The 12,839-nt window shown below is 45.8% G+C and carries 7 protein-coding genes; 2 read left to right on the top strand and 5 right to left on the bottom strand.

The genetic code is table 11. From position 1 onward, the window contains the following. Positions 1-493: 493 nt before the first annotated feature. From kaiC to QUA50_RS24780, 4 genes are all read right to left on the bottom strand, one after another. Positions 494-2,056 (bottom strand): circadian clock protein KaiC, encoded by a 1,563-nt coding sequence (gene kaiC, locus QUA50_RS24795; RefSeq protein WP_333056794.1) that lies wholly within the window; start codon positions 2,054-2,056, stop codon positions 494-496. 35 nt (positions 2,057-2,091) lie between these two features. Then, a complete protein-coding gene (locus tag QUA50_RS24790; RefSeq protein ID WP_333263496.1) occupies positions 2,092-2,256 on the bottom strand; it encodes a hypothetical protein in 165 nt (54 codons plus the stop codon). Between the two features lie 147 nt (positions 2,257-2,403). Further along, a complete protein-coding gene (gene kaiB, locus QUA50_RS24785; protein WP_006632119.1) occupies positions 2,404-2,718 on the bottom strand; it encodes a circadian clock protein KaiB in 315 nt (104 codons plus the stop codon). A 188-nt stretch (positions 2,719-2,906) separates the two neighbouring features. Then, positions 2,907-3,842, bottom strand: a complete 936-nt coding sequence (locus tag QUA50_RS24780) for a circadian clock protein KaiA (protein ID WP_333056796.1) — start codon at positions 3,840-3,842, stop codon at positions 2,907-2,909. Positions 3,843-4,238: 396 nt separating this feature from the next. Between QUA50_RS24780 and QUA50_RS24775 the strand changes: the two genes are divergently transcribed. Together QUA50_RS24775 and QUA50_RS24770 are read left to right on the top strand one after the other, a co-directional pair. Then, positions 4,239-7,496: an ATP-binding protein gene (locus QUA50_RS24775; protein ID WP_333263499.1), complete on the top strand. Its 3,258-nt coding sequence runs from the start codon at positions 4,239-4,241 to the stop codon at positions 7,494-7,496. 357 nt (positions 7,497-7,853) lie between these two features. Beyond that, on the top strand, positions 7,854-8,726 hold the full coding sequence (locus QUA50_RS24770) for a tetratricopeptide repeat protein (RefSeq protein WP_445243193.1): 873 nt from the start codon (positions 7,854-7,856) through the stop codon (positions 8,724-8,726). 156 nt (positions 8,727-8,882) lie between these two features. Here QUA50_RS24770 and QUA50_RS24765 read toward each other — a convergent pair whose 3' ends face one another. After that, positions 8,883-12,503 carry a WD40 domain-containing protein gene (locus QUA50_RS24765; RefSeq protein WP_333263506.1) on the bottom strand — a complete coding sequence of 1,207 codons (3,621 nt, stop codon included), beginning with the start codon at positions 12,501-12,503 and terminating at the stop codon, positions 8,883-8,885. Positions 12,504-12,839: the final 336 nt, after the last annotated feature.

Below are 12,839 nucleotides of genomic sequence, written 5' to 3'. Positions count from 1 at the left end.
CGTCCCGCCCGTCCAAAAAGGACGGGCGGGACGCCCATCCCACTTTCAAGAGTGGAAGTTATTTAATTCTCATTCCTAACGATGCCGCTCCGGGTGCGAAGCGAAGTGAACACTGACTATACATGGAAAATGCCTTAAAACTGACGCACCATACAATACCATTTTAAATGCTCCACAGCTTACTATAAATTTAACACCAGCAAGGCTACCTGTTTGCAAATCGAGCTGAGGTCGATCGTACAGCTATTGGCTTTCCAAGCACAATTCAATAGATTTGCGATCGCCAAGGTATTGGATTTGACCCAAGGTATTGTGGCTGTGTAAAAACTATAGGTATTGGGATCTACAGGCAATAAAAGCTTTTATTTCAGCAATTAAGAACCTCCAAAACATGGTTGCGGTTGCTATCAATATTCACCAACTCCTCAAATTAAAAAAGTTGGGTTTCCTAGCTCAACCCAACCTACTTTTAATGATGGAGCGCTGCTAACTCTCAAATATCCTCGTCATCTTGACCTTGCACACCCTGGAGAATCCGCGATAGCTCACTCTTCTCATTAATCGTAATCCGAGTCGGAGAACCGCTGATAATCCGTTCGTAACCACGGAACGAATCTTTAATTTGTGGGCCTCTTTCAGTAATTGTGTATTCCCGAATTCCTTTATCGTGCCAGGAACCGCGCATCTTAAACACATTAATGGCCCGCGACATTTCTCCTCGAATCTCTACATACTGCAGCATAATAATCGTGTCAGTAATCGTAGAAATATGGGAGTCCGTAATCGAATTAGAACCCATAAACTGGTCGCTTGTATTCGTAAAAAAGCCGGTTATTTCTTCCTGCTTCGCAAAACCTGTCACTCCGATCACAAATTGCCTGAAAGCATTATTGCTGACACCCCTAGCTAAAGCCGACAGCGAGTCTATAGCAATTCGAGAAGGTTTGAACTCAGCAATTTCTGATTTAATAGTCTGCAAGTGGTCTTCCAAACCAGCAGATTCCGGGTAAGTACACAGCAGCTTCAGCATTCCTTTCTGTTCCATTTCTTCAAAATCAATGCCCCAAGAATAAGCATTGCGGAACAACTGAGCCCGCGACTCTTCATAGGCAAACAGCAGCGCCCGATTGCCGTTCATACAAGCATTCTGCAAGAACTTGCTTACCAAAAGCGTTTTGCCGGTTCCCGTTGCACCCGTAGCCAAAATAATCGAGTCTTTGAAGAAGCCGCCACCGCACATCTCGTCGAGAGTTTTATCGCCCGAAGAAACCCGCACGTTGGAAGACTTTTGAGTTAATCGCATCGCCCCCAATGGAAAAATATTAATTCCGTCATTAGTCATAGTAAAAGGATATTCGCCCTTCATATGAGTTGTACCGCGCAACTTCAAAATTTCGATGGTGCGGCGGCGGCGTTCTCCTTCCAATACGTTGCGAACAATCACCACATTATCCGACACAAACTCTTCCACTCCAAACCGAGCCACCGGGCCGTATTCTTCCACCCGTTCCGTCGTCATAACTGTAGTTGCTCCGACTTGTTTGAGGCGCGCAACTAAGCGAAAAATTTCTCGGCGCACCACCGATGCAGCATCGTACTGCTGAAATACGGCGGTAACAGAATCTATTGAAACCCGCTTGGCTTTGTACTTGCGAATGGCGTACTGAATTCGCTCTATTAAGGCTGATAAATCAAAATTTCCTACGATATCTTGACCTTCAGGATCGGGGGAAGCGTCCAAAATAAATAGCTTGCCTTCCTCGATTAACTGTGCCAGATCCCAACCGAAACTGCAAGCATTTTTAATAATATCTGTCGGAGATTCTTCAAAAGTTACGAACACTCCAGCCTCGTCAAAATGGGTAATTCCATTATAGAGAAATTGTACGGCAAATAAAGTTTTTCCCGTTCCTGATGTGCCGCTGACTAGGGTGGTTCGGCCGATGGGCATTCCGCCGTGACTGATGTCATCGAAACCCTCAATCATCGTGCGAATTTTTTCAACTCCTGCCGTTACCAATCCTTCTCGTTTAACCGTTTGACTAATTTCATTCATGTCGATTTTTGTCAACTCTCAGTATTCTTTAGTTGTCACTCATTAACCGCCGATCGTGAGTCTTTGTACCCAGCTTTTAGTTTTGGCTCTTGCTCAATAACTAATGACTGCTGAATGCTGACTAATGACCCCGCCCAAAAACCGATACCGTGCCACGTACTCCAGTCGTAGAAAGATAAAAATTTTAGACTTTTGTTCAACCTCCCAGATTCATCTGTGGAGTAAATCTAAAATCTAAAATCGTTCGACGCTCGCGCGACTCGACGCTTCGACGCTCGCGCTCGCCGAACGTTTGACGCCAAACCGAAGTCTCAAATCTAAAATCGACTGACTCTTACCTGATTATCTTATGAATTCAGGTCTTCTTCGCGAAGTTCTTCATAGAGCAAATCTAATCCTATCAGAACTTTCTCACGATCGGACAAATCGCCAATAATTTTTCGCACCGGCGGCGGCAGGATTTTGGCCAGCGTCGGGGTTGCCAATATTTTGTCCTCTTCTGCTAGCTGAGGGTTTTTGAGAACATCTATGACTTTCAGCGCGTAGACACCTTGAAATTCTTGTTCTAGGATGTCCTTTAGGGTTTTCAAAGCTCGCACTGAGTTGGGAGTATTCCCCGCAACGTATAGCTTCAGAACGTAGGTTTTCTTCAGAGGACTCATGAACTTTTTTAAATGTTGAGTATTAGTTGTCAGATGTTAGTTGTAGTTGTTATTTGTCTTAAATCCGCTGTTCTTTGTTATTTTATAATAATTTCAGCCTCACGCTCGATCGGCAGTTGGTCGGCTCCTTTATTTTTTGTTAGATTCTACCTTCTACCTTTTGTTTCTTCAATTATGCCAAATCCCTGCTACATTCTACCTTGAGATGTCTCTTTCGGAATCGATCGCCGATACATCTCGCACATATGAGCGATCGCGTCAATCAGGGTCAAACGGTAATCTAGCAATATTTCCTCGCTGCGCCCTTCTAATTTTAGCTGTTTAGCAAACTCGTCCATCAATTCCATGTGAATTTCTACAATTTGAGTCACGGGAACGTCAGCAAAAAAAGCCAAATTCACAAATTCATCTATTTGATTGTTGACGGCAGCATCTTGAGAAAAGTAATTCAAAACGATGTCGCGATAACTTGACTTGAGTTGCTCCAAAAACTTTTGCTTTTCGGGGGCCGACAGATTTTTCAAAAAAATCTGAGAATTTCTTTTATAATACACACCTAAGTATCCTAATCGCTCCCGTAATTTTTCCGCCAGTCGCCGCTGCTGTCGGCTGAGCAAACTTTGAGCAGTCAATTGGGCTGTCGCATCGACGGTTACGGATTGGTAATTGACAGGAACCGGAGTTGAAAGTTTCAGAAATTGTGCGATCGCCCGATCGATAGCGGCAGCTATGGATCTCGATCGAGCGATTGCCAGTTGCACCTCAGCAGGGTGATAAAAAAAAGCACAGCTTTCGTCTTGACTCTGGTTGGCGGTACTGGCTGCGGCCTCAAAACCATCTGAATATGGTGCTTCGGGCTTGCCATCTACCTGCGCGTGAGGCGAAAAAATCACAGCAGGCAAAAAGAGCGATCGTTCTTGCAGCTTCCCCAGAAGCGATCGCAGATCCCCATCCACCTCCAAAACCAAACAATCAAGGTGATAATTGTGTTTAAGGAACCCCAAAAGCTCCACTGCCGACTTAATGTGCGTTAAAGTATAGCGTTCGCCTCTCAAAAGCTCGATCGCAGAGGCTGCAATTTCCTCAGAGCGGACAAAAATACCGATAGACAGTTGAGGAAGCAAAGCTGTAGGTGCACCACCTAAGTTGCCTGAAAGTGCTGGATCGCTCAGAGTTGATATCTCCTTTACAAAAAACTTAACATTTTAACAATCATCTCAACATTTATTTTAACCAATCTTAACCGCAAAATAAGTGATGCGCTTCTACCAGAGGAAGAATCAAAGTGTACTCCGTGGTTTTTGTGTCAAGCACCCTGAGCGTGATTTCTGCAATTAAGCTTAAGCCTTAAAATAATTGCTAGTCGCCTCAAATCAGGCGTAGGCATCGAACTCCCCGGTCTCGGTGCGGATAACGAGCCTGATAGCGAACTGATATAAAACAAATAAGATACAGAAATTCGCAGCTACATTGAGCATCAAAAATATTACTGCTCTCGCGAGCAGACTTTCAGGTTTGTTATGCCACTCACCACCCCCAGTCTCAAAAATTTTATCGAGCCAGTGCCGCTGTGCCTCCAAACGAGTGCGCTAGAATCGCTGCAGTCAATTTTCAGCTCCTGTAACTGCGATCGAGTCGCAGTAGTCAACGAACAGTTACAGCCGCTGGGATTAGTGTACCTCCGCAGCCTTTGGGCTTGGGGAGCCGATCGCACAAACGACGGGCCGCAACCTTTGTCAGAAAGCTCGATCGCGATCGAACCAGTCAGAGCATTACCCGCCACTATGAGCGTCAGGGAATTCTGGGAGTACCTGCAAACAGAAGAACAGAACACCCCAGCCCAGCCAAACCGCCAAACCGCCGGCATTTCATCAAACAACCCGATCGCCGTCACAGATGCCAGCGGTCAATTTTTAGGAATGCTAGACAGCCTGAGCCTGCTGCAATTCGCCGCACTCAACAGCAGCTCGCTCTGCAGCCTCACAGAGCAGGAAACAGCCGTCAAAGAAATCGAATTAAAACCGGTTTCCGAAGCCATCGCCACGGCCCTAGGCGCTCAAGTACGCTTTTTAGAAGCAGGATTGAAACCTTCGGAAAACCTCAACTCCCTAGTTGAACTGTTGGAAAAACTGCCCCTGCCCCTGAGATTGCAAACCCCAACCGCACAAATAGTCAGTCAAAACGCAGCGTGGCGGATTTTGCTGGGAGCAGGCCCCGAACCAGTTCCCGAACCAGCAGCAAATTTGGGTAAACACTCGCCCCGCAAACCAAGCAATTTAACAAGCGAATACAAGAGCGTGCAGTTTGAGGCCATCACCAAAGACTGCAGGAGCCTAGTAGGAGCAACTAGAGCGGGCGATTCCCTGCGGGATAGCTTCGCCGCGCGTGATTCAACCGCAGCCACCAGTTGCCCGCTGCCCCTGTACGCCGCCGCCTCCCCCTCAACATTAACCGCTCCAGCTTGGTGTCCCATGGCCGGCAAACCAGACACCTACATTTGCGAGTGCCCCGTACAAAAAGGTCAAGAACGGATCTGGCAATTTGTCAAACAGCCACTCTCAGACAAGCTAATTTTAGTAATGGGACAAGATGTCACCGAAGAACATTTAGTCGCCAAAGAACTAGCAGCGAAAAACGCAGATTTAATCCACCTCAACCGACTAAAAGACGAATTTTTATCCTGCATCAGCCACGAACTAAAAACCCCGCTCACCGCCGTCCTCGGTTTGTCCAGCCTCCTCAAAGATAAATTGATCGGAGAACTCAACGATCGCCAAACACGCTACGCCAAACTAATCCATAAAAGCGGGCGGCATTTGATGACAATAGTTAACGACATTTTAGACTTGACCCGGATGGAAACCGGGCAGCTAGAACTAATTCCCGAAGCAGTGGAAATAGCATCAACCTGCCAAAGAGCCTTTGAACAAGCAAAACAACTGCAACAGCAAGAAGAAAAAAACCCTCCCGCCCCCAGCAAAACGGACGGTACAGCCAACGCAGAACCATCCGCCCAAATAGAATTTACACTCGAAATAGAACCGGGACTGAGCCAATTAATTGCCGACGAACTGCGACTGCGGCAAATGCTAGTTAACCTCCTTTCCAACGCCCTAAAATTCACAGAAATCGGTGGCAAAATCGGATTGAAAGTAAATGTTTGGGAAGGCTGGATCGCATTCACAGTTTGGGACACTGGCATCGGCATCCCCGCCGACAAACAGCACCTAATCTTTCAGAAATTTCAACAGCTAGAAAGCCCCCTCACCCGCCGCTTTCAAGGAACCGGACTGGGACTGGTACTGACTCAACGCCTAGCTCGGCTCCACGGCGGAGACGTTTCGTTTATTTCCTCAGAAAACCAAGGCTCTCAATTTACCCTGCTGCTGCCACCAACTCCTCCGGGAAACAGCAGCGAAGAAGTCCCGGCACCGGGAGCCGCTGAGGAAGAATTATTAAAACCCCAATATCAGATTCCGATCGCCAATTCTCGCTCTCGTTTAGTATTAATAGTCGAAGCCGTTCCCAAATATATCGAAGATTTAACCAACGTCATCTCAGGTTTGGGCTACCAAGTAATAGTCGCCCGTTCCGGCACCGAAGCGCTGGAAAAAGCGCGCAGGTTCAGTCCCGAAGCGATTTTCCTCAACCCGCTGCTGCCACTGCTGTCGGGTTGGGACGTGCTGACGCTGCTCAAGAGTGACCCGGATACCCGATCGATTCCGGCGATCGTCACGGCCACCAGAGGCGAAAAAGAACGGGCCAGTGTCAACAGGGCCGAAGGCTTTTTGAGCTTGCCGGTGGAAGAACCCGCTTTGCGGAGGCTGCTGGCAGACTCGATCGGCCACAGTAATTCTAGTAGCGCCAAAGCAAGGAGTTCTTTAACCGTGTTGTGGCTCAGCCCGCAAAACGGTTCCTCTCAAGGTTCCGCTTTACTGCTCAACCCCAACTACTGCCGGGTTTTAGAAGCAGACGACCTCGGCCAAGCAGAACTCGTGGCCAGAATTTGGCGGCCCGACGCGATCGTCTTAGACGGTACGAGTCAACTGCAAAACCCCTTAGCTTTTCTCGAACAGTTAAGTCGATCTCGAAATTTGGGTTCTCTCCCCTTGGTGACTTTAGACCCTCCAACTACGCAACTGGCAAATCAAGTCAAAGGATTGTCGGTATTTCCCTGTTTAGCCACTAGCAGTCCCGACGACACTGAAACTTCACCTACCGGGTTAATGCCAAGTGCTTTGTGGCAAGTGATTCAAGTGGCTGCGGGCATGAGTTGGAAGCCCAGCATTTTATTTGCCGACATTTCGACTTTACCTGATTTGCACTCCTCTTCTGGGGGGAACCCGACGGGAGAATTGGAACATTGCGATCGATCGACAACTGCCGAGATTCCCCTCCCCAATTCCCAGTTTTCTACTCCCAACTTTCAAGCTTTGATTCAGTACGTCCACACCGCAGGATTTCGAGGGTCGATCGCGAGGAGCTGGACAGAAGTTTTGCAGCAGTTGCAATATCAAAGCGTTGACTTAGTTTTACTGTGTTTGCGAGATGATCCCTCAGAATCCCCCGCTATGTTGCAGGCGCTGTCGAACTTGCGCCAAATGACAGTAAAACTGCCAATTTTAGTCTGGGATTATCGATCGGCTGTAAATTCGGAATCCGAGGCGATCGACTTTCTACTGCAAGAAGTATCTGCCAAAATTTTGCCTTCTTCCTTATCGGCAGCACAATTGTTAGAAAAAATTCAACAGGCTTTATTAACTAACTCAAGTTCCTGAAAATGAAGAAGTTACCTAATTTTTAGTGAGGAATTAAGTTTTTCATAAACTGTAAAAATTAACTCTGATTGATGAGGTAAAACAGAATTAGATAAGTATTTAACGGTCAACAGCGAAGCGTTATTTATTAACTCATTCAAGTTTCTAATAAGCCAGAAGTTTTCCTATTTGTAGTGAGGTTCTCAGTCGCGACTAAAACAGTGAAGAAAAACGGCTATCCTGAGTGTAAACATAATATGAGAAGTATTGAAATGAAAACCCAAAAGTGTGGCGAGCCAAGAAGCAATATCAAAACCCAAAAATATGAGTTATTATAGGCGATCGAGAAACCCTTATATTTTTTGCTGGGGCTGTACAGTGCCTAATCGCATTCCTTTAATATCTCTGCTAATCGCACTCGGTTTGGGGGCAATGCCCAAACCAGTTGTCGCACAGGCACTCCTGCCTTACACCCTGCAAATCGACTCAGCCCAACTCGAACAAACGGCCTTGAGCCTTGCAGAAGAAGCCGTCCAGCTAGCCAGACTCCAGCAGTACCAACTAGCGGTACCCAGAGCCGAACTCGCCACACAGTTAGCTCCCAAGAATGCTCAAACTTGGACTTTGTTAGGTAGCTTGTACATTCAAGTCGAGCAGTTTGACAAAGGCATTGAAGCTTTGGGACAAGCTCAATCTCTGTCGCCCGAAAATCCATCAATTAAATTTGTCTTGGGAGAAGCTCACTTTCGGAAAGCGAACTACGAGAAAGCAGTCGAATATTTGCAAGCAGGGTTGAAACTAAAACCAGACACTCCGGGTGCATTATTTGACTTAGGCAATGCTTTTTATAAGCTGAAGCGGTTCGATCAGGCGATCGCCCAATACGAAAAAGCCTTTGCTTTAGAAAAAAAACTGTGGCCTGCTGTCAACAATATCGGATTAGTCAAATACGAAATGGGAGATGTTGATAGCGCCATCAAACGCTGGCAAGAAGCGATCGCGATCGACGACAAAGCGGCCGAAGCAATGCTAGCTCTAGCAGTAGCATTCTACACCAAAGGTGACAAAGAAAAAGGCTTAGCGATGGGAGAAGCAGCTCTGAAACTCGACAAACGTTATGCTACGGTAGAATATCTCAAAGAAAACCTCTGGGGCGATCGTTTAATCGCAGATACTCAAAAGTTGCTAGCCACTCCTGAAATGAAAGCAGCACTGGCTAAAATTCAAGACGCTCCACCCCCTCCAATCTAGTCGCCCGATCCCAAATCCGGGTTTAATATCATGACTACCCCTCCGTCATTGCGAGGAAGGAAGCAATCGCTTAGTCTCTGCGATTGCTTCCTTCCTCGCAAGGACAAATAATACAAAAAAAATGGGTAGTAAACCCGGATTTGGTATTAGTCACGCTCAACTTACTTCAACTGCCCCCAGTGTTTTGAGCGTCGCAATAGTCGCCTCAGTTAAACCTTTAACACCTGCAATATTCATTCCTTCATAAGGTTTGGGAACAGGCAAGGTTTTGATACACTCACCCGTTACTGCATTCCAAAGCTTAATCGTCTCATCTTGGCTGGCACTGGCTAGAATTCGACCATCTGGACTAAAAGCAACCGACCACACCCAATTGTCGTGTCCCCGCAGAACTTGCAAGCACTCATTCGTGCTCACATCCCACACTCGTACAGTTTGGTCGTGACCGCCACTCGCCAAGTGTGTACCATCAGGACTGAACATTACAGATGACACAATACCGTCATGTCCCTCTAGGGTGGTCAGACATTCTCCTGTATTGATATCCCAAAATTTGATGCTACTGTCACTACTGCTGCTTGCCAGGATATTACCGTCAGGACTAAAGGCAACAGACCAAACCCAACCCCTATGTCCGGTAAAAGCTTTCCAAACTTCCCCTGTACTGATATTCCATAAGTTCACCGTATTATCAGCAGTGGCAGAAGCGAGGATATGACCTGAAAAACTAAACGCAACTGCCAACACCCAGCCCTCTGGTTCGCTGCAAGTATCAAGACAGTGCCCTGTCCTGATATCCCATAGTTTTATAATCTGGTCGCCACTGAAACTAGCCAATGTCTTACCGTCGGGACTGATGGCGACTCCCCAAACCCAAGCTGAATGACCCTCTAAACTTTTTAGGCATTCTCCTGTCATAGCATCCCATAACCTAACAGTAGTGTCAGAGAATCCACTCGCCAACAAGTCCCCATTCGGACTAAAGGCAATCGATTTCAATCGATTAGTATGTCCATCCTGTATGCTTTTAAAACACTTCCCGGTTTTGATATTCCACAATCTCACGGCGCGATCGCTACTAGCTAAAGTTTGACCGTCGGGCGAGAAAACTACCGAATTTACTGGATTGCTTTGCCCCAATACTGTTTTCAGACAATGACCCCTTCTGACATCCCACAGTCTCACCGTACAGTCTTCACCAGTGCTAGCTAAAATTTTGCCATCTGGACGAAACGCGACAGATGAAACTCGACTGGTGTGTGCTTGCAGTGTTTTTAGGCACTCACCCGATGCCACCTCCCACAATCTCACGGTGCTGTCTTCGCTGCAACTTGCTAAAATCTGACCGTCAGGACTAAAGGCAACAGACACCACTATTTGTGAATGTCCAGAGCAAATCCTCAAGACTTCACCCGTGTTAATATCCCAGATGCGAATCAAAGCATCATGACCACCACAGGCTACCGTTTTACCATCTAAACTGAAAGCCACCGATCGAATTTGACAACAGTCACTCTCAAACATTTTCAGGCATTGTCCCGTAGCAACATCCCACAGTTTAAGTATTCCGTCATCACCGCCACTAGCTAAGATATTACCTTGAGGACTGAATGCGATCGACCAAGCCTGACTTTTGTGTGCTGGCAAAGTTAGCAAACACCGTCCGTGACTCCAATCCCAGAAACGCACAGTTCCATCACCGATGCCACTAGCAAGCATCTTGCCATCAGGACTGAAAGCAACTCCCAGCACAGTGCTAGTATTTCCCTGCAATATTTGACGGATAGACCAACTGCTAACATCCCAGCAACGAATCGTACCGTTACTACCACCAGTAGCAAAGGTTTTTCCATCTGGACTGAAAGCAGCAGATAACACGATGCTGCCGTATTCTTTGCTAGTTCTCAGCAGCCTAACTTCTGGCATTTGCCACAAGTGAATCTCACCATTGGTATCGCCCAAAGCTAAAAGTTTTCCATCCGGGCTAAAAGCGACTGACAAACCACTTCCCAAAACTTCGGCGAAAACGGAATTAGCTAAATTACAACCCGCAAAGTTGACCTGATGCAAATTCGTATCGGGTAAATAAGCTTGCCAAACGGTCAAATTAGAAAAATCCCAACCGCTTAAATCTGGCTGCATCTGACGCAATAGATTGATAATATTACCCGCAGCATAGCCAGTTTCTAGTGTTGGTTTACCGCGCAGTGATGCCAGAATTGGTTTGAGTTGGTTTTCTAGAAGTTGCTGGCTTTCAAAAGTAAAAAGCAGTCGATCGGCAATAGGTTTAAGGATCAGACGACCTTGAGTATCTCTAATGTATTCTTTAGCTGTAGCTTTGAGAAGACCCAGGCTTCTGAGAAGGTCTATTTCGCTGCTGGTTATCTCAGTGCAGACTTTTTCGATTAATCGTTCCGTCATGTATTCCATGACGACGGGTTGTTGAGTGTAGCCGTCTGAGGTTTTTTCGATGAGAGAACGTCTAACGAGAGAACCTAAAACCTCTAGTAATTCTTTGACAGTTAATTTTGAAACTAAATCTTGTTGTAATTCTCTCAGCGAGACTCGCTCCCGCTCGATCGCCACCCAGTACATAACCTTTTTTTCTAAATCTGATAAACGATTGAATTGTCGGTCTAATAGGTTCCGAATATCATCAAATACTAAAGTTCCTTGATTTAAAAGTTCTAAATATTTGGTCAGGCTACTGTCAAAAAAGTTGCGAATGGCTGGAGCGACCATTTTTAATGCTAGGGGATTTCCCGCATAGTGGGATATCAAAATATCCCATTCGGAGTCTAAGCCTTGAAAAGAACCGATGCGTTGAAAAATCTCCCGTGCTCTTGGGGTGGTTAAACCTGTCAGTTGTAATGAACGAACAGGCAAAGTTTCGCCTTCTTTAGCTGCTAAACCGATCGGTTTTTCTCGACTGGTTAGTAGCAGGGTACTTTTATGATTTATTTCGGCTAAGCATCGCAGAAGTTGACCGTATCCTTCATATCCCTGTCGATAACAACCGGTGCATTCTTCTTCCTGTAGAATTGACTCGACGTTATCTAATATTAAAAGACACCGATGCTGTCGCAGATAGTGCATCAGGATCGAGATTCCAGCATCCACAGTTTCCGGTAAATTCGTTTCCTGTTGGTTCGAGAGAAATTGAATCAATTCTACCAATAAGTCAAGTATTAATGGAGCATTGCGGAGACTGTGCCAAATAATATAATCATATTGTTCTTGAATGCGTTCTGCTACCTTAATAGAGAGAGAGGTTTTGCCAATTCCACCCATCCCCAACAGCGTTACTAGGCGGCAGCGATCGACGATCAGCCACTTTTCTAATAAAGCTAATTCCTCTGCACGTCCGTAGAAAATAGAAACATCAATTGCCTCTCCCCAATTTATAGATTTGTTGAGTTTTGTTACGTCAGTTGTAGCTCGATAGGCGATCGGACTACTGCGATCGATTTGTTCGTCGATATTGTGACTAATTTGGCTATTTGGTAGTGGCACGGCTAATTGTGCCTGTTGTGCTTGCCGTCGCAAAACAGACTGAAAATTACTCTTAGTGACTTTTTCTCCGCATACTCGACTGAGAACTTTCCATAACTGAAAGCCAACAAACTTAATATATTCGGCATCATAACCAGCGCTTTTGGCAATCTCTGGATAAGAGTGTCCTTCCCAAGCCTGCCGCAATACTAATATCTGAACATCGTTGAGATGCTGTTGTTTGAGAACCGAGTCGAGGAAAAGCAATGCTTCGTCGATCGTCATTTATTTAAAATTATCGGGTGTGTTAGCACAAAAGCGGTGGTTCTTGCCTCAAAGTGCAGGCAATTAAGCAATTACACTCAAGATTGTAGCATATTTTGTACTCAAGTTATAACTATTTATAACTATTTCTCATAGACGCGATCGGCGCATCAGTGTTATTACTGAACAAGATAGATTTAACCAGTCAAGTTCACACTTAAGAGTAATAGCTATCAAAAGCGTGCATATCTAATGCAGTTTCGTTATCAGGTAGTAATGGGCATTGCAATAGATGCTTAATTTTATTGCAATTCTTATTAAAAAATTACTGTTGGAAAGTCAGCCCAGGATAAATTA

Origin of the sequence: Microcoleus sp. M2_D5 (genome assembly GCF_036701935.1) — a bacterium.
Taxonomy (GTDB): domain Bacteria; phylum Cyanobacteriota; class Cyanobacteriia; order Cyanobacteriales; family Microcoleaceae; genus Microcoleus.
Note: the sequence above shows the minus strand (reverse complement) of the source record. Positions and strands in the feature narration are given on the sequence as shown.

Coding starts and splice junctions, on each gene's coding strand:
- kaiC (WP_333056794.1), bottom strand. CDS start 2,056: ATGAATGAAATTAGTCAAACGGTTAAACGAGAAGGATTGGTAACGGCA.
- kaiB (WP_006632119.1), bottom strand. CDS start 2,718: ATGAGTCCTCTGAAGAAAACCTACGTTCTGAAGCTATACGTTGCGGGG.
- QUA50_RS24775 (WP_333263499.1), top strand. CDS start 4,239: ATGCCACTCACCACCCCCAGTCTCAAAAATTTTATCGAGCCAGTGCCG.
- QUA50_RS24765 (WP_333263506.1), bottom strand. CDS start 12,503: ATGACGATCGACGAAGCATTGCTTTTCCTCGACTCGGTTCTCAAACAA.